A 21,182-nucleotide genomic window follows, 5' to 3' on the forward strand; every position below is an offset into this window, starting at 1 on the left:
GCTTCCGTTCTCCAGAAAGGCACAAGCCCGTGGCACTCGCAGTGCTCAGCGACCTGAACAAGGTCCGCAACATCGGCATCATGGCCCACATCGATGCCGGCAAAACCACCACGACCGAGCGCATCCTCTTCTACACCGGCGTGAACTACAAGATGGGCGAGACCCACGACGGTGCCGGCACCATGGACTGGATGGACCAGGAGAAGGAGCGCGGCATCACGATCACGTCGGCCGCGACCACCTGCTACTGGCACGACAATCAGATCAACATCATCGACACCCCCGGGCACGTCGACTTCACCGTCGAGGTGGAGCGTTCGCTGCGCGTGCTCGACGGCGCCGTCGCGGTGTTCGACGGCAAGGAGGGCGTGGAGCCCCAGTCGGAGACCGTCTGGCGCCAGGCCGACAAGTACGACGTCCCCCGCATCTGCTTCGTCAACAAGATGGACAAGCTCGGCGCGGACTTCTTCTTCACCGTGCGCACCATCACCGAGCGCCTCGGCGCGAAGCCGCTGGTCATGCAGGTCCCGATCGGCGCCGAGAACGACTTCACCGGCGTCGTCGACCTGGTCGAGATGAAGGCTTACGACTGGCCGGAGGTCCTCGAGGAGGACATGAAGGTCATCAACTCCAAGAAGGGTGATCCCTCGCTCGGCCAGTGGCAGCGCGAGATCCCGATCCCCGAGGACCTCGCCGACACCGTCGAGGAGTACCGCGCCAAGCTCGTCGAGGACGTCGCCGAGAGCTCCGAGGAGCTCATGGAGAAGTACCTCGAGGAGGGTGACCTCAGCACCGACGAGCTCAAGGCCGGCATCCGCGCCCTGACCGTCAACTCCGAGGCCTACCCGGTCTTCTGCGGCACCGCCTTCAAGAACAAGGGCGTCCAGCCCATGCTCAACGGTGTCATCGACTACCTCCCGTCCCCGCTCGACGTCCCCGCGATGGTGGGCCACAAGCCGGGCGACGAGAGCGTCGATCTGACTCGCAGCGCCGACTGGGACGAGCCCTTCTCGGCCCTCGCGTTCAAGGTCTCCACGCACCCGTTCTTCGGGTCGCTGACCTATGTGCGCGTGTACTCCGGTCAGGTCAAGCAGGGCGAGCAGATCGTCAATGCCACGACCGGCCGGAAGGAGCGTGTCGGGAAGCTCTTCCAGATGCACTCCAACAAGGAGAACCCGGTGGAGGAGGCCTTCGCAGGCCACATCTACGCCTTCATCGGCCTCAAGGACACCACCACGGGCGACACGCTCACGGATCCGTCGAACCAGATCCAGCTGGAGTCCATGACGTTCCCGGAGCCGGTCATCTCGGTGGCCATCGAGCCCAAGACCAAGGGCGACCAGGAGAAGCTGGGTGTGGCCATCCAGAAGCTGGCCAAGGAGGACCCGACCTTCCAGGTGCAGCTCGACGAGGAGACCGGTCAGACGGTCATCCGCGGCATGGGCGAGCTCCACCTCGACATCCTCGTGGACCGCATGCGCCGCGAGTTCAACGTCGAGGCGAACATCGGCAAGCCGCAGGTCGCGTACCGCGAGACCATCAAGCGCGTCGTGGAGAAGTACGACTTCACCCACAAGAAGCAGACCGGCGGCTCCGGCCAGTTCGCGAAGGTGCAGATCACCTTCGGCCCGCTGACCGATGCCGAAGAGGGCGTCTTCTACGAGTTCGACAACAAGGTCACCGGCGGCCGCATCCCGCGCGAGTACATCCCGAGCGTGGACGCGGGCATCCAGGACGCCCTGGAGTCGGGCATCATGGCCGGCTACCCGGTCGTGAACGTGAAGGCCGAGCTGCTCGACGGTGCGTTCCACGACGTCGACTCCTCGGAGATGGCGTTCAAGATCGCCGGCTCGATGGCGGCCAAGGAGGCCCTGCGCAAGGCGCAGCCGGTCCTCCTCGAGCCCGTCATGGACGTCGAGGTCCGTACTCCGGAGGAGTACATGGGAGATGTCATCGGCGACCTGAACTCGCGACGGGGTCAGGTCCAGTCGATGGAGGACGCGAGCGGGGTCAAGATCGTCCGTGCTCTCGTCCCGCTGTCGGAGATGTTCGGCTACGTCGGCGATCTGCGGTCCAAGACCCAGGGTCGCGCGATGTACACCATGCAGTTCGACAGCTACGCGGAGGTCCCCTCCAGCATCGCTGAGGAGATCGTCGCGAAGACCCGGGGCGAGTGAGACGACGGGGGAGCAGGTAGGCTCCTTCTCCTGTTCCCCCGCGCTTCCGTCGGACCGCCCTCCTGCTCAGGAGGGATCCGATCCCGATCCAGAAGTACCACGATTAGAAGTCCTAGGAGGACACCATCATGGCCAAGGCCAAGTTCGAGCGGACCAAGCCGCACGTCAACATCGGCACCATCGGTCACGTCGACCACGGCAAGACGACGCTGAGCGCCGCCATCTCCAAGGTCCTGTACGACAAGTTCCCGGAGCTGAACCAGGCCCGCGACTTCGACACGATCGACAACGCGCCCGAGGAGAAGCAGCGCGGCATCACGATCAACGTCTCGCACATCGAGTACGAGACCGACAAGCGTCACTACGCTCACGTCGACGCCCCCGGCCACGCCGACTACGTCAAGAACATGATCACCGGCGCCGCTCAGATGGACGGTGCGATCCTCGTGGTCGCCGCCACCGACGGCCCGATGGCTCAGACCCGTGAGCACGTCCTGCTCGCGAAGCAGGTCGGCGTCCCCTACCTGCTCGCAGCGCTCAACAAGGCCGACATGGTCGACGACGAGGAGATCCTCGAGCTCGTCGAGATGGAGGTCCGCGAGATGCTGGCCTCGCAGGGCTTCGACGAGGACGCGCCGATCGTCAAGGTCTCCGCGCTCAAGGCTCTCGAGGGCGACGAGAAGTGGGTCCAGTCCGTCGCAGATCTGATGGACGCGGTGGACGAGTCCATCCCGGATCCGGTTCGCGATCTGGATCAGCCCTTCCTCATGCCGATCGAGGACGTCTTCACGATCCAGGGTCGCGGCACCGTCGTCACCGGCAAGGTCGATCGCGGCAAGCTCGCGATCAACTCCGAGATCGAGATCGTGGGCATCCGTGCGCCGCAGAAGACGATCGTCACCGGTATCGAGATGTTCCACAAGCAGATGGACGAGGCGTGGGCCGGCGAGAACTGCGGTCTGCTCCTGCGTGGCACCAAGCGTGAGGACGTCGAGCGCGGCCAGGTCGTCGTGAAGCCGAAGTCGATCACGCCGCACACCAACTTCGAGGCGCAGGTCTACATCCTGTCCAAGGACGAGGGTGGCCGTCACAACCCGTTCTACTCGAACTACCGTCCGCAGTTCTACTTCCGGACCACCGACGTCACCGGCGTCATCGAGCTGCCCGAGGGCACCGAGATGGTCATGCCCGGCGACAACACCGAGATGACGGTCGAGCTGATCCAGCCGATCGCCATGGAGGAGGGCCTCGGCTTCGCCATCCGTGAGGGTGGCCGCACCGTGGGCTCCGGCCGCGTCACCAAGATCATCAAGTGATCTGAGCGGGGGCGACCCCGCAGCGTGACGGCAGGACGCCGTGCCTCGGAAGGCCCCGACCCGGGAAACCGGGCCGGGGCCTTCTGGCATGTGCGGGCCGCGTCGCGGGGGAGCGCGCCTCTCACCTCCGCGCCGGGACGCGGCATGCCCCGCCCCCGGCGACATAGCAAGGTCGTGAAAGGTGCCATCGAGGTGGCACCTTTCGGCGCGCGGGGGAGCGGCTTGCGCGGGGGAGCGGTCCGCGGCAGGGCCCGGCCGCCATGTGTCCGGCAGGGTGATCGCGGCGCGCCCGACGGGTTCCTCGGCGTCGACGCTGCGCGCGTCGAGCTGCGTACTCGAACGGGCCCTGCTCCAGATATCACTACGCCCCCGCTCCGTCGGGGCGGAACGGGGGCGTGGTCGAGAGGTCCCTCGTGGTCACTCCCGGCGGACCGGGGCCACGGGGTGAGCAGGAGTCACCGGGTACCGGTTCACCCGCGGACGAGGTCAGCGAGAGCCGCGGTACGGGTCGTCCTCGGCCGACGAGCCGTTCTGCGGTCGTGTGGGTTCGGGGGCCGACGGACTGCCCTGCTCCGCACCGGTATCGGCGGGGCGCTCATCCTCCCGCAGCGGGGTCCCGGCCGGCTGGCCGAAGGAGGGTCGGCTCCCTCGGCCGAATCGATCCTCAGCAGGATGGGACGGCGACGGCGAGGATGGCTGCCCGTAAGTCGGTCGGCTTGACGAGGACGTCGGGGCGGATGCTCCCGCGGGCCCGGCGACGGAGCCCGGCCGCGCTGAGGAGTCCTGGCCGTACGACTGCTGGCCGGGCGTCTGGCCGAACTGCTGCTGCCCGGGACTCTGGCCGTAGGAGTGCTGGCCGGGCGTCTGGCCGAACTGCTGCTGCCCGGGACTCTGGCCGTAGGAGTGCTGGCCGGGCGTCTGGCCGAACTGCTGCTGCCCGGGACTCTGGCCGTAGGGCTGCTGGCCCGGCGCTTGGCCGAACTGCTGGCCCGATCCCTGCCCGAACTGCTGACGGCCGGGAGCCTGGCCATACTGCTGGCCACCGGACCCGCCGGTGTGGGAGCCTGCGCCCCCGTACCCGGGTGTCGGGACGGCGGGGGGCGGCGTGGTCATCGGCACGGCTCCGGACTCCACCAGGAGATGGCGGGCCTGCTCGGCGTGCTTGTGCTCGACCAGCAGCTCGTACTGCATGGGGATGGTGGCGGTCATCGACGTGAAGTCACGCTTGCCGCCGGTCAGCAGGTGACTGACCGCGGACCACACGGTGAAGAACACGATGCCCATCAGCACGCTGGTCAGCACCACCATGACGTTGCTGGGGGTGATGAGCATCAGCAGCAGACCGAGGAACAGGCCCATCCACAACCCGGAGACGATGCCCTGGCCGATGATCCGGCCCCAGGTCTTGCGGCCGGTGACGCGCTCCATGAGCTTGAGGTCGGTGCCGACGATCAGGGTGGACTGCACCGGGAAGTGCTTGTCGGCGAGCGTGTCGACGACGGCCTGCACCTCCTGGTAGGTGCTGTAGACCCCGAGGGATCGCGGATACTCCAGGTCGTACAGCCGCGCTGTCAGTGGGGAGGGGGACTGCGGTGGCTGGCTCATGCGCCCACCGTAATCCAGCAGCCACCGAACGCGCTGGGCGCGAGCGGGGCGAATCGTGAATGCCCCACGTCACCCGCAGCAGCCCGCGTCGTGGCCGGACCAAAGGTAGCGGGCGCTCAGCGTTCCCGTTGGTTCCACCACGTCGCGTCTCTCCATAGCAGTCGCGTTCTCCCCCAGCAACGGCGGGACGCGTCGCGAGGTACAGGCAGGCTCCTTCCCGCGCCACCGGCGGGCCCGGTCGCTTGACCGCGGCACGCAACCTTGGCCGCCGCCACGCCGTGTCGCCCGGCACCGAAGGGCCCCGCCGCGTCCCGATGGCAGGCCTCCTCGAAGGACGCCGAACGACCCTGTTGTCTATCGTCGCCGAGCCCGTGGCACGGCGCCGCAGGTCCGGGCCACGGCGGGACCCGGCGCCTGAACGGACCGGAAAGGACGCCCCTTCCAGCGCAGGTCACACCCATATCACTGGATTCTCGACACGTGCCGTCGATCGTCGTGATCTGCCGGAAAATGTGTCCTGCACCACGTATCGTGACCCCTAGCGGTCGTCCTGCCGGGCGACCTCAGGGTAGAGACGAATCTTTTCGACGAAGACGACGAAAGAGGATCCCGATGGGCACTTCCGCTGATGACATGACTCCGCTCGAGCGGCTCGGAGCCTCCCGCCGACACTTCCTCGCGCTCGCCGGCGCCGGGGCGGGGGCCACGGTGCTCGCCGCCTGCGCCGGGGGAGGTGGTGGCGGAGGAACCGAGGAGGGCGGTTCGGTCGCCGGCGACGGGGAGGTCACCGACGAGAACCCGCTGGGCGTGGACGGCAGCCTGCCGCTGCAGGCGGTGATCTTCGACGGCGGCTACGGGACCAAGTACGCCGAGGACGCGGGCGACACGTACATGGAGAAGTACCCGGAGGCGAAGGTGACGGTCAGTTCTACCGTGAACATCCAGCCTGACCTCCAGCCCCAGTTCGCCGCGGGCACCCCGCCGGACGTGTTCGACAACTCCGGGGCCCAGAAGCTCTCCATCAACGGTCTGGTCGGGCAGCTGTCCGACCTCGGGGACCTCCTCGCGGCACCGATGGTGGACGTCGAGGGGACCGTCGAGGAGAACCTCCTGCCCGGCGTCACCTCACCGGGCATGTTCGACGGGACGTTCCTCGGGATGAACTACGTCTACACGGTCTTCGCCCTGTGGTACTCCGCCTCCGAGTTCGAGGAGAAGGGATGGAGCGTCCCGCAGACCTGGGACGAACTGATGACGATGGGGGAGAGCGTCAAGGGTGAGGGGCGCTACCTCTTCTCCTACGGCGGTCAGAACGCCTCGAACTACTACCAGGAGATGGCCCTGTCGATGGCCGCCAAGCTCGGCGGTGCCGAGGTGCTCACGGCGATCGACGCCCTCGAGGAGGGGGCGTTCGAGCAGGACGCCGTCGTCCAGGCGTATGACGCGATGGCCGAGGCCGTCGAGGCCGGCTTCTTCGAACCCGGCGGCGCCGGCATTAAGCACACGGCCGCCCAGACCAACTGGGTTCAGGGCACGTCGGTGTTCTACCCCTCGGGATCGTGGATCGAGAGCGAGCAGGCCGACGTCACTCCCGAGGGCTATGAGATGACGGGCGCGCCGGTCCCCTCGCTGCCCGACAGCACCCTGTCCCACGAGGCGTTCCACGGCACCGCGGCCGAGCAGTACTTCGTGCCCTCGGGCGGGGAGAACCCCGCCGGGGGTGCCGAGTTCCTGCGCCTCATGCTCTCCAAGGAGCAGGCGCAGAACTTCGCGAAGCTGACGAAGGCGCCGTCGGTCGTCAAGGACACAGTGCCCGACGACGGCTTCGGATCCACCGCTCTCGCCTCGGTCAACGCGATGATCAAAGCGGCCGGCGACAACACGTTCACCTACAACTTCTCCGACTGGTACGGGCTGGGCGATGCGTCGAACTCGAACTGGACCAGCTTCCTCAAGGGCGATATCGACGCCGCGACCCTGCGCAAGCAGGAGCAGGCCATGATCGACGCGGTCCGCAAGGACGAGTCGATCACGAAGTTCGAGGCTGGTTCATGACCTCATCCGGCACCTCTGTCGGACGGCACGGGACGGCGACGTCGCCAGCGGTCGGCCGTCGCCGTCGGCCCTCCTTCGAGCGGATGCTGTTCTTCCTGCTGTTCCTGGGGGTGCCGCTCGCGGTCTACCTGATGTTCGTCGTCTCGCCGTTCCTGCAGGCCTTCTACTATTCGCTGACGAACTGGTCCGGGCTGAGCCCGACCATGGATTTCATCGGGCTGGACAACTACGAGCGGATCCTCGGCGACGTGGTCTTTTGGACGTCTCTGCGGAACAACCTGGTGCTGCTGATCGTGCTGCCCACCATCACCATCACGCTCTCCTTCGCCCTCGCCGTCATGGTCACCATCGGCGGCAGCACACATGGCGGTGTGCGAGGTGTGCGCGGCGCCGGGTTCTACCGCGTCATCAGCTTCTTCCCCTACGCCGTCCCCGCCGTCATCACGGGCATCCTGTTCGCGTTCATCTTCCACCCCAACGGCGGACTGCTCAACGGCACGCTGAACCTATTCATGCCGGCCGTGAACGGGGCGCTGGGCCTGGCCTCGCCGGTGATCGACCCGCTGCGCGCGCTGGTGGGCGCTGCGCCGATGGAGCTGCCGCTGGCAGACATCCGGATCGCCTGGCTGGGCGACCAGCGCTTCGCCCTGCCTGCCGTCGCGTTCGCGATGATCTGGACCTTCGTGGGCTTCTACATGGTGCTGTTCGTCGCCTCCATCAAGTCGATCCCGCAGGAGGTTCTCGAGGCCGCGCGCATCGATGGTGCGGGCCGGCTGCGCTCAGCCGTGCAGGTCGTCGCCCCGATGGTGCGCGACAACATCTCCACCGCCGTGGTGTACATCGGGATCTTCGCGCTGGACGCCTTCACCTTCATCTCCGTGATGACCCCGAACGGCGGCACGGACAACAGCACCAAGGTCGTCTCCCTGCACCTGTACCAGACCGCCTTCCGCGACGGGCGTTTCGGCGAAGCCAGCGCGATGGGCGTGCTGATGGCCCTGATCACGATGGCGGTGGCCGTGGTGGTCATCGGCCTCGGCCGGGCGCGGAAGGACGAACGATGAGCGCGACCAGCACGAGCGCCGAGGAACCGCGGACCGACTCGCCGATCATCCCGCCCGAGCACCGGCCCGCCCGGCTCCGGGCCGGGGCCCGCGGTGGCGACGGGCTCGGCTTCGCCACGCTCCACCACGTCATCCTGACGATCTGGGCGCTGCTGGTGATCCTGCCGCTGCTGTGGACGATCTACACCTCGTTCAAGACCTCGCAGGAGATCCTCACCGAGCCCTTCGGACTGCCGGCCGTCCCGCAACTGAACAACTACACGCGAGCCTGGACCGAGGCGCGGATCGGCGACTACTTCCTCAACACGCTGATCGTCGTCGGTGCGGCCCTGATCATCGTGATGACGCTCGGCGCCATGTGCGCCTATGTCCTGGCGAGGTTCCGCTTCCCCGGCAACCGGATCATCTACTTCGGAATCGTCGCCGGGCTCACCTTCCCGATCTTCCTCGCCGTGGTCCCGCTGTTCTTCGTGCTGAGCAACATGGGGCTGCTCCAGGGCCGGCTGGGCCTGGTGGGCGTGACGATGGCCTACGTGGCGTTCGCGCTCCCGTTCACGGTGTTCTTCCTGCACTCCTTCTTCGCGAACCTGCCGGAGGAGATCGGGGAGGCGGCCGCGATCGACGGTGCCGGGGACTTCCGCACGTTCTTCCAGATCATGCTGCCGATGGCGAAGCCGGGCCTGGCCTCGGTCGCGATCTTCAACTTCCTGGGCCTGTGGAATCAGTACCTGCTGCCCCTGGTGCTGAACACCGAGCGGAGCAACTACGTGCTCGCGCAGGGCCTGGTGAACCTCCAGGCCCAGCAGGGCTACAAGGTCGACTGGGGCGGAATGTTCGCCTCCGTCGTGATCACCGTGATCCCGGTGATCATCGTCTACGTGATCTTCCAGCGGCAGCTGCAGGGCGGTGTCGGACCGAGCACGAGCAAATGAGAGGCTGTTCGTCGCGGTGACTTCTCGAGACTCCGTCCCTCCGACTCTCCGGCGCACTGACTCAGTGGCTCCGAATCTCTGTGACTCGGGGACTTCGTGTCTCCGGAACTCAGCGGCTCCGTCACCCGGTCACTCCTTTCCTCCTCATCTCGTAACGCTGTGATCTGTGACCGGGTGCACCCGGGGTCCACTTGTGGGGTCCCCCGCGGTCTGGCAGACTGTTCAAGTTGTCTGCGCGGGCCGACATGCCCGGTTCCGTTCTCCGTGGGTCAAGCACCCCGGCGAATGATCACCGGATGAGGTCCGTCCCGAGGATGCGAACTGCGCCACCGGCGCAGAGTGCGCATCGACGAGGGATCTAGACGCAGAAGCAGTCGATACTCGGCGGCCGAAAGCTGGGCTGTGTGCCCCGTGGAGGCCGACACGCCCGTCCTCGGGTACCGGGGTCGGCTGCATCCATGCCAGACGAGAAGAGAGACAGGACGCCATGGCGGGACAGAAGATCCGCATCCGGCTCAAGTCGTACGACCACGAGGTGATCGACACCTCGGCGCGAAAGATCGTCGAGACGGTCTCCAGCGCGGGTGCGACGGTCGTGGGCCCGGTGCCGCTGCCGACCGAGAAGAACGTGTTCTGCGTGATCCGTTCTCCCCACAAGTACAAGGACTCCCGTGAGCATTTCGAGATGCGCACGCACAAGCGACTGATCGACATCGTCGACCCCACGCCCAAGGCCGTGGACTCGCTCATGCGTCTCGACCTGCCGGCGGACGTCAACATCGAGATCAAGCTCTGAGGCAGGTGGACATGAGCAACGAACTGACTGGGCAGCAGGCCCGTCCCGTGTCCGGCGTGCTCGGCACCAAGCTCGGCATGACGCAGGTCTGGGACGACAGCGGCAAGCTCGTCCCCGTGACCGTCGTGCAGACCGGTGCGAACGTCGTCACCCAGGTGCGGTCCATCGAGACCGACGGGTACGACGCCGTGCAGATCGCCTACGGCCAGATCGACCCGCGCAAGGTGTCGGCCCCCCTGAAGGGCCACTTCGAGAAGGCCGGCGTGACCCCGCGCCGCCACCTCGTCGAGCTGCGCACCGTCGATGCTGCCGATTACAACCTCGGCCAGGAGATCGACGCGTCGATCTTCGAGGCCGGCCAGAAGGTCGACATCGTCGGCACCTCCAAGGGCAAGGGCACCGCGGGCGTCATGAAGCGTCACGGCTTCTCCGGCGTCAGCGCCACCCACGGCCAGCACCGCAACCACCGCAAGCCCGGTTCCATCGGCGGCGCCGCCACCCCCGGTCGCGTCTTCAAGGGTCAGCGCATGGCTGGCCGTATGGGCAGCGACCGCACCAGTGTCCAGAACCTGACCGTTCACGCGGTCGACGTCGAGAAGGGCCTCGTGCTCGTCAAGGGTGCCGTCCCCGGCGCCAAGGGCGGCCTCGTGCTCGTCCGCTCGGCTGTCAAGAGCCCCGCGAAGGAGGCCTGAGCCCGATGGCAGCGAACCTGACCGTCGACGTGCTCGACACCGCCGGCAAGAAGTCCGGCACCGTCGAGCTGCCCGCGTCGATCTTCGACGTGCAGACCAACGTGCCCCTGATCCACCAGGTGGTCGTCGCCCAGCAGGCGGCGGCTCGTCAGGGCACCCACAAGGCCAAGACCCGCGCCGAGGTGCGTGGCGGCGGCAAGAAGCCCTGGAAGCAGAAGGGCACCGGTCGTGCCCGTCAGGGCTCCCTGCGCGCCCCGCAGTTCACCGGTGGCGGCACCGTCCACGGCCCCGTCCCGCGCGACTACGGCCAGCGCACGCCCAAGAAGATGAAGGCCGCCGCTCTGCGCGGTGCCCTCTCCGACCGGGCCCGCAACGGCCGCGTCCACGTGATCTCGTCCCTGCTCACCGGGGACGTCGCCTCCACCAAGGCGGCCCGCGTGACCCTGTCCCACGTCTCCGACCGCCGGCACCTGCTGGTCGTCGTGCGTCGTGATGACGACCTGGGTGCGCTGAGCTCGCGCAACCTGCCCACCACGCACGTCCTGTACGCGGACCAGGTGAACACCTACGACGTCATGCTCTCCGACGACGTCGTGTTCACCTCCGGTGCGCTCGAGGACTTCGTGGCCCAGGCCACCCTGACCCTTCCCACCTCCACCTTCGCCACGGCGAAGGCTGCTGCTGCCGCCCCGGCCCCCGCCGCTCCGGCCGCCGCTGCCGAGGAGGGCCCCTTCGGTGCGGGTTCCGCGGCCCCTCAGGCCGACGGCTCCGCCCCCGAGGGCTTCACCATCAAGGGCAACAAGGGCTCGATGAAGTTCCACACCGAGGACTCCCCGTGGTACGGACGTACCAAGGCCGAGGTCTGGTTCACGACCGAGGAGGCCGCCAAGGCCGCCGGGTTCGTGAACGCGGTCAAGGAGTCCACCCCGGCCGATGAGGAGTCGAAGTGACCTCGCTGAACAAGGATCCCCGCGACGTCCTGCTGGCCCCGGTCGTCTCCGAGAAGAGCTACGGGCTGATGGACGAGGGCAAGTACACCTTCCTGGTGGACGCCCGCGCCAACAAGACCGAGATCAAGATCGCCGTCGAGTCCATCTTCGACGTCAAGGTCTCCTCGGTGAACACGATCAACCGTCAGGGCAAGACGCGCCGCACGCGCTTCGGGACCGGCAAGCGCAAGAACACCAAGCGCGCCGTGATCACCCTGACTGACGGAGCCATCGACATCTTCGGAGGGTCGGTCGCCTGAGGCGGCCGATGTCCGAGGAGCCGAAGAGAGTCTGAGGGAAACCCACATGGCAATTCGTAAGAGCAAGCCGACCACCCCCGGTCGTCGCGGCTCGAGTGGCGCCGACTTCGTCGAGGTCACCCGGTCCACGCCGGAGAAGTCCCTGGTCCGCCCGCTGTCCAAGTCCGGCGGTCGCAACAGCAACGGTCGTATCACCTCCCGTCACCGGGGCGGTGGCCACAAGCGGGCCTACCGTGTGATCGACTTCCGCCGTCACGACAAGGACGGCGTCAAGGCCAAGGTCGCGCACATCGAGTACGACCCGAACCGCACCGCGCGCATCGCGCTGCTGCACTACGCCGACGGCGAGAAGCGTTACATCCTCGCCCCGTCGAAGCTGCGTCAGGGCGACTGGATCGAGAACGGCACGGGGTCGGACATCAAGCCCGGCAACAACCTGCCGCTGCGCAACATCCCGGTGGGCACCGTGATCCACGCGATCGAGCTCCGCCCCGGTGGCGGCGCCAAGATCGCCCGCAGCGCCGGCGCCTCCGTGCAGCTGGTCGCCAAGGACGGTCCGTATGCGCAGCTGCGCATGCCCTCCGGAGAGATCCGGAACGTCGACGCCCGCTGCCGCGCCACCATCGGCGAGGTCGGCAACGCCGAGCAGTCCAACATCAACTGGGGCAAGGCCGGCCGCATGCGCTGGAAGGGCAAGCGTCCTCACGTGCGCGGCGTCGTCATGAACCCCGTCGATCACCCGCACGGTGGCGGCGAGGGCCGCACCTCCGGTGGTCGTCATCCGGTGTCGCCCTGGGGTCAGCCCGAGGGCCGTACCCGTCGACCGGGCAAGGAGAGCGACAAGCTCATCGTGCGCCGTCGTCGGACCGGCAAGAAGCGCTGATAGGGAGAACCACACATGCCTCGCAGTATCGCCAAGGGCCCGTTCGTCGACGATCACCTTCAGAAGAAGGTGGACGCTCAGAACGACAAGGGCACCAAGAACCTCATCAAGACCTGGTCGCGTCGTTCGGTCATCACCCCGGACTTCCTCGGCCACACCTTCGCAGTGCACGACGGCCGCAAGCACGTCACGGTGTTCGTCACCGAGTCGATGGTCGGCCACAAGCTCGGCGAGTTCGCTCCCACGCGGACTTTCAAGGGCCACGAGAAGGACGACAGAAAGGGCCGTCGTCGCTGACCTCGCTCAGCACGGCAGCACGTCCCGACATCCAGAAGAAAGCAGGACAGCAATGGAAGCCAAGGCGCAGGTGCGGCATCTCCGCATGTCGCCCATGAAGGCTCGCCGCGTTGTGGACCTGATTCGTGGCAAGAGCACGGGCGAGGCCCTGGACACCCTGCGGTTCGCCCCGCAGGCGGCCAGCGAGCCCGTCCTCAAGCTCGTCGAGTCCGCGATCGCCAACGCGCGGGTGAAGGCAGATCAGGCGGGGGAGCGCTTCGATGAGCGCGAGCTCGTCGTCTCCTCCGCATTCGTCGACGAAGGTCCGACCATGAAGCGGTTCCAGCCGCGTGCACAGGGTCGAGCCTTCCAGATCAAGAAGCGCACCAGCCACGTCACCGTGGTGGTCGCTCCCGTGAACAAGTAAGGAGTCCCGAATGGGCCAGAAGGTCAATCCGAACGGGTTCCGCCTCGGGATCACCACGGAGCACAGCAGCCGGTGGTTCGCCGACTCCTCCAAGGAGGGTCAGCGCTACCGCGACTACGTGAAGGAAGACGTCGCGATCCGCAAGCTCATGTCCAAGGGCATGGACCGCGCCGGCATCTCCAAGGTCGAGATCGAGCGCACCCGCGACCGCGTCCGCGTCGACCTCCACACCGCCCGCCCGGGCATCGTCATCGGGCGTCGTGGCGCGGAGGCCGAGCGTCTGCGCGGTGAGCTGGAGAAGCTCACCGGCAAGCAGATCCAGCTGAACATCCTCGAGGTCAAGAACCCCGAGGCCGATTCCCAGCTGGTCGCTCAGGGCATCGCCGAGCAGCTCGCCGCCCGTGTCTCCTTCCGTCGTGCGATGCGCAAGGGCATGCAGTCCGCGCAGCGCGCCGGTGCGAAGGGCATCCGAGTGGCCGTCTCCGGTCGCCTCGGCGGCGCCGAGATGAGCCGCAACGAGTTCTACCGCGAGGGGCGCGTGCCGCTGCACACCCTCCGCGCGAACATCGACTACGGCTTCTACGAGGCCCGCACCGCCTTCGGCCGCATCGGCGTGAAGGTGTGGATCTACAAGGGCGACGTCACCGCCAAGGAGCTCGCGGCCCAGCAGGCCGCCTCGCAGGGTCCCCGCTCCGGCGGACGCGGCCCGCGTGCCGAGCGTCCCCGCGGCCGTCGTAACGAGCGCAATGCTGCCGCCCGTCGGGAGAACCCGGAGTCTGCCCCGCAGGCGTCCGCTCCCGCCGAGCAGTCGGCGTCCGCTCCCGCAGAGCAGTCCGGAACGGAGGCCTGAGCGACATGCTGATCCCTCGCAGGACCAAGCACCGCAAGCAGCACCACCCGACCCGCAGCGGTATGGCCAAGGGCGGGACCGAGCTCGCGTTCGGTGACTACGGCATCCAGGCGCTCGCGCCGGCCTACGTCACCAACCGCCAGATCGAGGCCGCGCGTATCGCCATGACCCGCTACATGAAGCGTGGCGGCAAGGTGTTCATCAACATCTACCCCGATCGACCGCTCACCAAGAAGCCTGCCGAGGTCCGCATGGGCTCGGGCAAGGGCTCCGTCGAGTGGTGGGTCGCCAATATCAAGCCGGGACGTGTCATGTTCGAGATCACCGGCGTCGACGAGGAGGTTGCTCGCGAGGCCCTGCGCCTGGCGATGCACAAGCTCCCCATGAAGTGCCGCATTCTGAGCCGAGAGGGTGGTGACATCTGATGGCAGCGACCAAGCTCACCGCCGATGAACTCGACAAGCTGGACGACGTCAAGCTTGCCGAGGAGCTGGCGAAGGCCAAGGACGAGCTGTTCAAGCTTCGTTTCCAGTCCGCTACCGGTCAGCTCGAGAGCTCCGGCCGCCTGCGGTCCGTCAAGAAGGACATCGCACGGATCTACACGATCCTGCGCGAGCGCGAGCTGGGCATCCGTCAGGCCCCCGGCTCCGCCGAGTGACCGCGAAGCGAGGAACAGAGATGACTGAGAACAGCAAGGCCGAGACCCCGGCCGTCGAGGAGCTCGACAAGGAGGGGGCGCACGCCTCCTCCCACGAGCGTCCCTACCGCAAGACCGTCCGCGGTCTCGTGGTCTCGGACAAGATGGACAAGACCGTCGTGATCGAGGTCGAGGACCGTGTCAAGCACGCCCGCTACGGCAAGGTCACGACCAAGACCAGCAAGTTCAAGGCCCACGACGAGGAGAACACCGCCGGCATCGGCGACCGTGTCCTCATCATGGAGACCCGTCCGACCTCCGCGACCAAGCGGTGGCGTCTGGTCGAGATCCTCGAGCGCGCGAAGTGATCCTGCGGTCCTCGTGACCGCCCCCGGATCCTGAACAGGGCCGGTCCTCCCCTCGGGGAGGGCCGGCCCTTTCGCTGTGCTGCGGCCGCGCGCCGTGCCGCCGCGCCAGGACTCCGGGTGGAGGCAGCGCGGGCAGGTCCCGGTCAGGTCGGTCAGCCGCCGGTGAGGTGCACGAGCAGCGCCCCTGCGTAGGCGTCCTCGGCATGCGGGGCGCGCAGCTGACGCTCCTCGCCGTCGGCAGTGGCCTGCAGGGTCACGACGAAGACGCCGTCGCCCTCCCGATGCAGGCTGCGGAAGGCAGGGCCCAGCGCTGTGCGCAGCTGGTCCTCCCGGGGGATCCAGATCGCCTCGTGCTGCTCCACCGAGTCGAGCGCCCACTCGGTGGTGCCGTTGAAGCGGAAGACATGCTCGCCGGCGCGCCCCACCGCGGGCTCGACCACCATCGAGGAGAGCATGAACGCCTCCTCGCGCAGTAGCTCGGTGTCGATCGTGAAGAGGTCCCCCTCTGCGGGTGCCCATCTGAGGCCGGAGTCCTGGAGGCGGCGGGCGACGTCGATGTCGATCATTCCTCGAGTGTAGAGGCGCCGCCTGCGTGCGAGGAGTCCCGAGCGGGCGCCGGGTGGGCGGGGACGACGTGATGACGTCGACGCCGACGTGGACATCCGGTGGACGCGGCGTGACACTTGACGGCGGCCCGGCGCGGACAGGACACCGCGCGCCGCGCCCAGCCTCCTTCCCGAACCGAAAGTATGTCCCCATGGGTGAACGCCGCCGCCGCCAGGACCGTGACTCCTCGCCTCCGCCGAGGTCTCGTCTGGTCTCCCGCACACGCAAGTTGGGGGTCGAGGACGTCCTGGTGGTCAAGCGGTCGCGGATCCGCACCGCGGTCGGCGGGACCGTGGTCGGCAACTTCATGGAGTGGTTCGACTTCGGCGTGTACGGCTACATGGCCCTCACGCTCGCGAGCCTGTTCTTCGAGACCGGCAGCGACAGCCTCGATCGGCTGCTGAGCCTGCTCGGCTTCGCGGTGAGCTTCCTGGTCCGCCCGCTCGGCGGTCTCGTGCTCGGTCCGCTCGGCGACCGGATCGGACGCCAGAAGGTCCTGTTCATCACCATGGCCGCCATGGCCGTCGCGACTGCCCTGATCGGCGTGCTCCCGACGGCCTCTCAGATCGGCGTGTGGGCGGCGTTCCTGCTCTACCTGCTCAAACTGATCCAGGGCTTCTCCACGGGCGGCGAGTACGCCGGGGCCTCGACCTACGTCGCCGAGTTCTCCTCGGACAAGCGCCGAGGCTACTTCTCCTCCTGGCTCGACGTCGGCTCCTACCTCGGTTTCGCCACCGGCGCCGGGACCGTGGCCCTGACCCACCTCGTGGTGGGACTCGGCTGGGGCGAGACCGCCTTCTCCGACTGGGGATGGCGGGTGCCGTTTCTCGTCGCCGTCCCCCTGGGAGCGATCGCGATCTATTTCCGTGCCCGCATCCCCGAGACCCCGGCCTTCGAGACCGCGGAGAGCGCGCAGGGTGAGGAGGAGCCCGATCGGGATGACCCGATGGCCAGCTCCGGTCTGCGCAGCCTGCTGCGCCACCACTGGCGCGCCGTGCTGGTGGCGATCTCGATCGTCGCCGCCGGCAACACCGTCGGTTACGCCCTGACCAGCTACATGCCCACCTTCCTCGGCGCCCAACTGGGCATGAACGAGATGATGGCTGCGGTAGCCACCATCCCTGCGATGGTCGCCGTCGCGCTCAGCCTGCCCCTCATCGGTCGGCTCTCCGACCGGATCGGCCGCAAGCGGGTGCTGTACCTCGCGATCGTCAGCACTCTCGTGCTCACGATCCCCGCCTTCGAGATGATGCTGACGGGCCACTTCTGGGTCATCCAGCTCGCGAGCTTCCTCATCGCCGTCCCCGCGGCGCTGTACCTGGCGATGTTCGCCTCGACCCTGCCGGCGATGTTCCCCACCGCAGTGCGCTTTGCGGCGATGGGCCTCGCCTTCAACGTCGCGGTCTCGGCCTTCGGTGGCACCACGCCCCTGGTCTCGCAGGCGCTGATCGACGCCACCGGGAACGAGCTGATGCCGGCCTTCTGGATCATGCTCTTCTCCGTGATCTGCGCGGTCGCACTGCTGGGCCTCAAGGAGACGGCGCGGACGCCGCTGCTGGGCTCGTTCCCGACCGTCGAGGACGAGCAGGAGGCCGCGGCGCTGGTCGCGGGCCAGGAGGAGAACCCGCACCTCGACCTCGACGCCATGCCGCTCCAGGAGGAGTACCTGCGCATCGCGGTCGACGCCGCAGGTGATCCCGTCGACGGAGTGGAGCCCGTGCGTGTCACGGAGCTCTCCGACGCCGATCGTGCCCTGCTCGACTCCCCCCGGACCCCGCGCACGGACGAGGACACCGAGCAGGGGCCGGGGGAGCGGCGGAGCACCCGGGCCCCGGAGTGAGCGAGCGGGCGGGTCCCGCGGAGAACGACCGGACGAGCGACGGACGAGAAGCCGGACGAGCCGCGGGAGAGCAAGCACACACCAGGTCGGCGGCTCGTACGGGGTGACAGTGCAGGTGCCGACCGCGTAGTCTTGAGCGGTTGCCGGACATCTGTCCCCATGCACCTCCGCGGTGCGTGCGAGCAGGAGTCCGCGACAGGATCCGGTACCACCAGATCCGTCCTCGCCGGAGACCGTGCACGAGAAGCGAACGCCTCGCGTTCCACACGCTAGTGCATGAGTCCGGCAGAGGGATTTTTGGTGCCCGGGGCCCGTCGGCGGTGACGCTCACGGTCGCAGTGGTGACCAGGGGTGATGCGGCGCACCATGCAGTGTCCATATTCCGTTCCGCAAGGCTCGGCCGGCTCGCTCCCGCGGGCGGGAAGAGAACCGGTGAGACGATAGGAGAACGAGTGATTCAGCAGGAGTCGCGACTGAAGGTCGCCGACAACACGGGTGCCAAGGAGATTCTCTGCATCCGTGTTCTCGGTGGCTCCGGTCGCCGTTACGCCAGCATCGGCGACACCATCGTGGCGACCGTGAAGGACGCCATCCCCGGTGGCAACGTCAAGAAGGGCGACGTCATCAAGGCTGTCGTCGTCCGCACGTCCAAGGAGCGTCGGCGTCCCGACGGCTCCTACATCCGCTTCGACGAGAACGCGGCGGTGATCCTCAAGGCCGACGGCGAGCCGCGCGGAACGCGCATCTTCGGCCCCGTCGGTCGCGAGCTGCGCGACAAGCGCTTCATGAAGATCATCTCGCTGGCACCGGAGGTGCTGTGACATGGCAAAGATGAAGATCAAGAAGGGCGACCTCGTCCAGGTCATCACCGGTCGCACGAGCGACAGCGACAAGGCCGCCCAGCGCGGCCTCGAGGCCGGCGACAAGGGTAAGCAGGGCCGCGTCCTGCAGGTGTTCCCCGACACGCAGCGCGTGCTCGTCGAGGGCATCAACCGGCGCACCCACCACCTCAAGCCGACCCAGGCCGGCGGTGCGGGCGGCATCGAGCAGCGCGAGGCCCCGCTCCACGTCTCCAACGTGGCCCTGGTCGACCCGGAGGACAACAAGCCGACCAAGGTCGGTTTCCGCGTCGAGACCCTCGAGCTCGACAGCGGCCGCTCCAAGCAGGTGCGCGTCCGCTTCGCAAAGCGCTCCGGGAAGGACATCTGAGATGAGCGAGACCGTCACCCAGGCGCCCACCCCGCGTCTGAAGACCCAGTACAACGAGACCATCAAGGCGCAGCTGACCGAGCAGTTCGGTTACGAGAACGTCATGCTGGTGCCCGGCCTGACCAAGATCGTCGTGAACATGGGCGTCGGCGACGCCGCACGCGATTCCAAGGTCATCGACGGCGCCATCCGCGATCTCGCCGACATCACCGGCCAGAAGCCCCAGGTCACCAAGGCCCGCAAGTCCATCGCGCAGTTCAAGCTGCGTGAGGGCATGCCGATCGGTGCGCACGTCACCCTGCGCAACGCTCGCATGTGGGAGTTCCTGGACCGGATGCTGTCGACCGCGCTGCCGCGCATCCGCGACTTCCGCGGACTGTCGCCGAAGCACTTCGACGGCAACGGCAACTACACCTTCGGTCTCACGGAGCAGGTCATGTTCCACGAGATCGACCAGGACAAGATCGACCGGGTCCGCGGTATGGACATCACGGTCGTGACCACTGCGAAGACCGACGACGAGGGACGCGCGCTGCTCAAGCTGCTCGGCTTCCCCTTCAAGGAGAACTGATATGGCCAAGACAGCCCTGATCAAGAAGTCGGAGCGCAAGCCGAAGTTCGCCGTGCGCGCCTACACCCGGTGCCAGCGCTGCGGCCGTCCGCACTCCGTGTACCGCAAGTTCGGGCTCTGCCGAGTCTGCCTTCGCGAGATGGCTCACCGCGGTGAGCTCCCCGGCGTGACCAAGAGCAGCTGGTAAGGACTACCGCCAGAGGTCCCGGGGCACAGCAATGATGTCGCGGGAAACCAGGTGAGGAAGAAGCAACAGACATGACCATGACCGACCCGATCGCGGACATGCTCACGCGGATCCGGAACGCCTCAGGCGCGTTCCACGAAACCGCGTCCATGCCGTACTCGAAGTTGAAGGCCCGCATCGCGGACATCCTGAAGGCGGAGGGCTACATCCTCGGCTGGCGCGAGGAAGAGGCCGAGGTGGGCAGCAAGCTCGTCCTCGAGCTCAAGTACTCCGACAGCCGTGAGCGCGCCATCTCCGGCATCCGGCGCATCTCGAAGCCCGGCCTGCGTGTGTACGCGAAGTCCACCAATCTGCCCAAGGTCCTCGGCGGACTGGGCGTGGCGATCCTGTCCACGTCCTCCGGCCTCCTGACCGACAAGCAGGCTGCCCAGAAGGGTGTGGGTGGGGAAGTCCTCGCCTACATCTGGTAACCGGGGGAGGAGAACTACTATGTCCCGCATCGGATTCCGACCGGTCCCCGTGCCGGCAGCCGTTTCAGACGTCACCATCGATGGCAACATCGTGACGGTGACCGGACCCAAGGGCGTGCTCTCGCACGAGGTGCCGGCGCCCCTGACCATCGAGCGCAACGACGACGGCGCGATCGTCGTCCGCCGCCCCGACGACGAGCAGGACAACCGTGCGCTGCACGGGCTGACCCGCACGCTCGTCAACAACATCGTCCTCGGTGTCACCGAGGGCTACGAGAAGAAGCTGGAGATCGTGGGCACGGGCTACCGTGTGACCGCGAAGGGCACCGACCTCGAGTTCGCACTCGGCTTCTCCCACCCCGTCACGGTGAAGTCCCCCGAGGGCGTCACCCTGAACGTCGAGTCCCCGAGCAAGTTCTCGGTCAGCGGCATCGACAAGCAGCGGGTGGGTCAGGTCGCCGCGAAGATCCGTGGCATCCGTCCTCCCGAGCCCTACAAGGGCAAGGGCGTGCGGTACGCGGACGAGACCGTGGTGCGCAAGGCCGGAAAGGCTGGTAAGTGATCATGGGTTACGCACTCAAGCACACCAAGGGCAACCGCGGCAGCAAGCTGCGCTCGCGCGGCCGTCGTCACCTGCGTGTCCGCCGTCGGGTCATCGGCACCGCCGTGCGCCCGCGTCTGGTGGTCACCCGCTCGTCGCGCCACGTCTTCGTCCAGATCGTCGACGACTCGCTGGGCAAGACCATCGCGTCGGCGTCGACCATGGAGGCCGACCTGCGCGGCGCCGAGGCGCCCAAGGCGGACAAGGCCCGCACCGTCGGCACCCTGGTCGCCGAGCGCGCCCAGGCCGCCGGGATCGACTCCGTCGTGTTCGACCGCGGCGGCAACAAGTACCACGGCCGCGTGGCCGCCGTCGCGGACGGCGCTCGCGAAGCCGGCCTGGCGCTGTGATCGCCCCCCGGACACAGGACG

Annotated in this window: 26 protein-coding genes; 24 read left to right on the forward strand and 2 right to left on the reverse strand. The window is 67.5% G+C overall.

Translation table 11 applies throughout. The annotated features are described in order from the left end of the window. Positions 1 to 29: 29 nt before the first annotated feature. A complete protein-coding gene (gene fusA / locus JOF43_RS15685; protein ID WP_209903813.1) occupies positions 30 to 2,177 on the forward strand; it encodes an elongation factor G in 2,148 nt (715 codons plus the stop codon). Between the two features lie 128 nt (positions 2,178 to 2,305). Further along, the gene (gene tuf / locus JOF43_RS15690; protein ID WP_209903814.1) at positions 2,306 to 3,493 is read left to right on the forward strand and encodes an elongation factor Tu; all 1,188 of its coding nucleotides are present in this window, start codon (positions 2,306 to 2,308) and stop codon (positions 3,491 to 3,493) included. A 486-nt stretch (positions 3,494 to 3,979) separates the two neighbouring features. Here the strand turns inward: tuf and JOF43_RS15695 are convergent, their stop codons facing one another. After that, on the reverse strand, positions 3,980 to 5,098 hold the full coding sequence (locus tag JOF43_RS15695) for a YflT domain-containing protein (RefSeq protein WP_245354574.1): 1,119 nt from the start codon (positions 5,096 to 5,098) through the stop codon (positions 3,980 to 3,982). A 612-nt stretch (positions 5,099 to 5,710) separates the two neighbouring features. On the opposite strand from JOF43_RS15695, the gene ngcE reads away from it, so the two are divergent. From ngcE to rpsQ, 14 genes are all read left to right on the forward strand, one after another. Further along, positions 5,711 to 7,153 carry an N-acetylglucosamine/diacetylchitobiose ABC transporter substrate-binding protein gene (gene ngcE, locus JOF43_RS15700; protein WP_209903816.1) on the forward strand — a complete coding sequence of 481 codons (1,443 nt, stop codon included), beginning with the start codon at positions 5,711 to 5,713 and terminating at the stop codon, positions 7,151 to 7,153. After that, positions 7,150 to 8,217 carry a carbohydrate ABC transporter permease gene (locus tag JOF43_RS15705; protein WP_245354575.1) on the forward strand — a complete coding sequence of 356 codons (1,068 nt, stop codon included), beginning with the start codon at positions 7,150 to 7,152 and terminating at the stop codon, positions 8,215 to 8,217. Before ngcE ends, JOF43_RS15705 begins: the two co-directional genes overlap by 4 nt. Continuing rightward, a complete protein-coding gene (locus JOF43_RS15710; protein ID WP_209903817.1) occupies positions 8,214 to 9,149 on the forward strand; it encodes a carbohydrate ABC transporter permease in 936 nt (311 codons plus the stop codon). Before JOF43_RS15705 ends, JOF43_RS15710 begins: the two co-directional genes overlap by 4 nt. A gap of 487 nt (positions 9,150 to 9,636) precedes the next feature. Then, on the forward strand, positions 9,637 to 9,945 hold the full coding sequence (rpsJ, locus tag JOF43_RS15715; RefSeq protein WP_076808092.1) for a 30S ribosomal protein S10: 309 nt from the start codon (positions 9,637 to 9,639) through the stop codon (positions 9,943 to 9,945). A gap of 11 nt (positions 9,946 to 9,956) precedes the next feature. Beyond that, on the forward strand, positions 9,957 to 10,637 hold the full coding sequence (gene rplC, locus JOF43_RS15720; protein ID WP_209903819.1) for a 50S ribosomal protein L3: 681 nt from the start codon (positions 9,957 to 9,959) through the stop codon (positions 10,635 to 10,637). A gap of 5 nt (positions 10,638 to 10,642) precedes the next feature. Continuing rightward, complete coding sequence (gene rplD, locus JOF43_RS15725; protein ID WP_209903821.1) at positions 10,643 to 11,587, forward strand: 50S ribosomal protein L4, sunset domain variant; 945 nt, start codon at positions 10,643 to 10,645, stop codon at positions 11,585 to 11,587. After that, a complete protein-coding gene (gene rplW / locus JOF43_RS15730; protein ID WP_076808087.1) occupies positions 11,584 to 11,886 on the forward strand; it encodes a 50S ribosomal protein L23 in 303 nt (100 codons plus the stop codon). Before rplD ends, rplW begins: the two co-directional genes overlap by 4 nt. A 46-nt stretch (positions 11,887 to 11,932) precedes the next feature. Further along, complete coding sequence (gene rplB, locus JOF43_RS15735) at positions 11,933 to 12,769, forward strand: 50S ribosomal protein L2 (protein WP_209903823.1); 837 nt, start codon at positions 11,933 to 11,935, stop codon at positions 12,767 to 12,769. Between the two features lie 15 nt (positions 12,770 to 12,784). Beyond that, positions 12,785 to 13,066 (forward strand): 30S ribosomal protein S19, encoded by a 282-nt coding sequence (gene rpsS, locus JOF43_RS15740; protein ID WP_209903825.1) that lies wholly within the window; start codon positions 12,785 to 12,787, stop codon positions 13,064 to 13,066. A gap of 52 nt (positions 13,067 to 13,118) precedes the next feature. After that, complete coding sequence (rplV, locus tag JOF43_RS15745; protein ID WP_209903827.1) at positions 13,119 to 13,472, forward strand: 50S ribosomal protein L22; 354 nt, start codon at positions 13,119 to 13,121, stop codon at positions 13,470 to 13,472. 10 nt (positions 13,473 to 13,482) lie between these two features. Then, positions 13,483 to 14,322 carry a 30S ribosomal protein S3 gene (gene rpsC / locus JOF43_RS15750; protein WP_209903829.1) on the forward strand — a complete coding sequence of 280 codons (840 nt, stop codon included), beginning with the start codon at positions 13,483 to 13,485 and terminating at the stop codon, positions 14,320 to 14,322. 5 nt (positions 14,323 to 14,327) lie between these two features. Further along, entirely contained in the window at positions 14,328 to 14,747 is a 420-nt protein-coding gene (rplP, locus tag JOF43_RS15755) for a 50S ribosomal protein L16 (protein ID WP_076808078.1), read from the forward strand. Next, positions 14,747 to 14,980, forward strand: a complete 234-nt coding sequence (gene rpmC, locus JOF43_RS15760) for a 50S ribosomal protein L29 (RefSeq protein ID WP_114853752.1) — start codon at positions 14,747 to 14,749, stop codon at positions 14,978 to 14,980. Before rplP ends, rpmC begins: the two co-directional genes overlap by 1 nt. A 20-nt stretch (positions 14,981 to 15,000) precedes the next feature. Further along, entirely contained in the window at positions 15,001 to 15,327 is a 327-nt protein-coding gene (rpsQ, locus tag JOF43_RS15765) for a 30S ribosomal protein S17 (protein WP_209903830.1), read from the forward strand. 152 nt (positions 15,328 to 15,479) lie between these two features. On the opposite strand, the gene JOF43_RS15770 is transcribed toward rpsQ, so the two are convergent. Beyond that, a complete protein-coding gene (locus JOF43_RS15770; RefSeq protein WP_209903832.1) occupies positions 15,480 to 15,893 on the reverse strand; it encodes a hypothetical protein in 414 nt (137 codons plus the stop codon). A gap of 191 nt (positions 15,894 to 16,084) precedes the next feature. On the opposite strand from JOF43_RS15770, the gene JOF43_RS15775 reads away from it, so the two are divergent. The 8 genes from JOF43_RS15775 to rplR all read left to right on the forward strand — a co-directional run bounded on the left by JOF43_RS15775 (position 16,085) and on the right by rplR (position 21,161). Next, entirely contained in the window at positions 16,085 to 17,773 is a 1,689-nt protein-coding gene (locus JOF43_RS15775; RefSeq protein ID WP_209903834.1) for an MFS transporter, read from the forward strand. A 452-nt stretch (positions 17,774 to 18,225) separates the two neighbouring features. Further along, positions 18,226 to 18,594, forward strand: a complete 369-nt coding sequence (gene rplN / locus JOF43_RS15780) for a 50S ribosomal protein L14 (RefSeq protein ID WP_209903836.1) — start codon at positions 18,226 to 18,228, stop codon at positions 18,592 to 18,594. Between the two features lies 1 nt (position 18,595). Continuing rightward, complete coding sequence (gene rplX, locus JOF43_RS15785; RefSeq protein ID WP_209903838.1) at positions 18,596 to 18,982, forward strand: 50S ribosomal protein L24; 387 nt, start codon at positions 18,596 to 18,598, stop codon at positions 18,980 to 18,982. A gap of 1 nt (position 18,983) precedes the next feature. Further along, complete coding sequence (rplE, locus tag JOF43_RS15790) at positions 18,984 to 19,553, forward strand: 50S ribosomal protein L5 (protein ID WP_209903840.1); 570 nt, start codon at positions 18,984 to 18,986, stop codon at positions 19,551 to 19,553. A 1-nt stretch (position 19,554) separates the two neighbouring features. Beyond that, a complete protein-coding gene (locus JOF43_RS15795) occupies positions 19,555 to 19,740 on the forward strand; it encodes a type Z 30S ribosomal protein S14 (RefSeq protein ID WP_010550318.1) in 186 nt (61 codons plus the stop codon). A gap of 71 nt (positions 19,741 to 19,811) precedes the next feature. Further along, a complete protein-coding gene (gene rpsH / locus JOF43_RS15800; RefSeq protein ID WP_209903842.1) occupies positions 19,812 to 20,210 on the forward strand; it encodes a 30S ribosomal protein S8 in 399 nt (132 codons plus the stop codon). Between the two features lie 19 nt (positions 20,211 to 20,229). Then, positions 20,230 to 20,772, forward strand: a complete 543-nt coding sequence (gene rplF, locus JOF43_RS15805; protein WP_209903844.1) for a 50S ribosomal protein L6 — start codon at positions 20,230 to 20,232, stop codon at positions 20,770 to 20,772. 2 nt (positions 20,773 to 20,774) lie between these two features. After that, positions 20,775 to 21,161 (forward strand): 50S ribosomal protein L18, encoded by a 387-nt coding sequence (gene rplR, locus JOF43_RS15810; protein ID WP_209903845.1) that lies wholly within the window; start codon positions 20,775 to 20,777, stop codon positions 21,159 to 21,161. The last annotated feature ends 21 nt before the right edge of the window (positions 21,162 to 21,182 follow it).

The organism is Brachybacterium sacelli, from assembly GCF_017876545.1.
Lineage (GTDB): Bacteria > Actinomycetota > Actinomycetes > Actinomycetales > Dermabacteraceae > Brachybacterium > Brachybacterium sacelli.

Excerpts from the sequence above, each read along its gene's own strand:
- rplD (WP_209903821.1), top strand. The coding sequence starts at position 10,643 with ATGGCAGCGAACCTGACCGTCGACGTGCTCGACACCGCCGGCAAGAAG.
- JOF43_RS15770 (WP_209903832.1), bottom strand. The coding sequence starts at position 15,893 with ATGATCGACATCGACGTCGCCCGCCGCCTCCAGGACTCCGGCCTCAGA.
- rpsH (WP_209903842.1), top strand. The coding sequence starts at position 19,812 with ATGACCATGACCGACCCGATCGCGGACATGCTCACGCGGATCCGGAAC.
- ngcE (WP_209903816.1), top strand. The coding sequence starts at position 5,711 with ATGGGCACTTCCGCTGATGACATGACTCCGCTCGAGCGGCTCGGAGCC.
- rplX (WP_209903838.1), top strand. The coding sequence starts at position 18,596 with ATGGCAAAGATGAAGATCAAGAAGGGCGACCTCGTCCAGGTCATCACC.
- tuf (WP_209903814.1), top strand. The coding sequence starts at position 2,306 with ATGGCCAAGGCCAAGTTCGAGCGGACCAAGCCGCACGTCAACATCGGC.
- rplR (WP_209903845.1), top strand. The coding sequence starts at position 20,775 with ATGGGTTACGCACTCAAGCACACCAAGGGCAACCGCGGCAGCAAGCTG.
- JOF43_RS15705 (WP_245354575.1), top strand. The coding sequence starts at position 7,150 with ATGACCTCATCCGGCACCTCTGTCGGACGGCACGGGACGGCGACGTCG.
- rplC (WP_209903819.1), top strand. The coding sequence starts at position 9,957 with ATGAGCAACGAACTGACTGGGCAGCAGGCCCGTCCCGTGTCCGGCGTG.
- JOF43_RS15795 (WP_010550318.1), top strand. The coding sequence starts at position 19,555 with ATGGCCAAGACAGCCCTGATCAAGAAGTCGGAGCGCAAGCCGAAGTTC.
- rplE (WP_209903840.1), top strand. The coding sequence starts at position 18,984 with ATGAGCGAGACCGTCACCCAGGCGCCCACCCCGCGTCTGAAGACCCAG.
- JOF43_RS15710 (WP_209903817.1), top strand. The coding sequence starts at position 8,214 with ATGAGCGCGACCAGCACGAGCGCCGAGGAACCGCGGACCGACTCGCCG.
- rpmC (WP_114853752.1), top strand. The coding sequence starts at position 14,747 with ATGGCAGCGACCAAGCTCACCGCCGATGAACTCGACAAGCTGGACGAC.
- rpsC (WP_209903829.1), top strand. The coding sequence starts at position 13,483 with ATGGGCCAGAAGGTCAATCCGAACGGGTTCCGCCTCGGGATCACCACG.
- rplV (WP_209903827.1), top strand. The coding sequence starts at position 13,119 with ATGGAAGCCAAGGCGCAGGTGCGGCATCTCCGCATGTCGCCCATGAAG.
- rpsQ (WP_209903830.1), top strand. The coding sequence starts at position 15,001 with ATGACTGAGAACAGCAAGGCCGAGACCCCGGCCGTCGAGGAGCTCGAC.
- rpsJ (WP_076808092.1), top strand. The coding sequence starts at position 9,637 with ATGGCGGGACAGAAGATCCGCATCCGGCTCAAGTCGTACGACCACGAG.
- JOF43_RS15695 (WP_245354574.1), bottom strand. The coding sequence starts at position 5,098 with ATGAGCCAGCCACCGCAGTCCCCCTCCCCACTGACAGCGCGGCTGTAC.
- rpsS (WP_209903825.1), top strand. The coding sequence starts at position 12,785 with ATGCCTCGCAGTATCGCCAAGGGCCCGTTCGTCGACGATCACCTTCAG.
- rplF (WP_209903844.1), top strand. The coding sequence starts at position 20,230 with ATGTCCCGCATCGGATTCCGACCGGTCCCCGTGCCGGCAGCCGTTTCA.
- rplB (WP_209903823.1), top strand. The coding sequence starts at position 11,933 with ATGGCAATTCGTAAGAGCAAGCCGACCACCCCCGGTCGTCGCGGCTCG.
- JOF43_RS15775 (WP_209903834.1), top strand. The coding sequence starts at position 16,085 with ATGGGTGAACGCCGCCGCCGCCAGGACCGTGACTCCTCGCCTCCGCCG.
- rplP (WP_076808078.1), top strand. The coding sequence starts at position 14,328 with ATGCTGATCCCTCGCAGGACCAAGCACCGCAAGCAGCACCACCCGACC.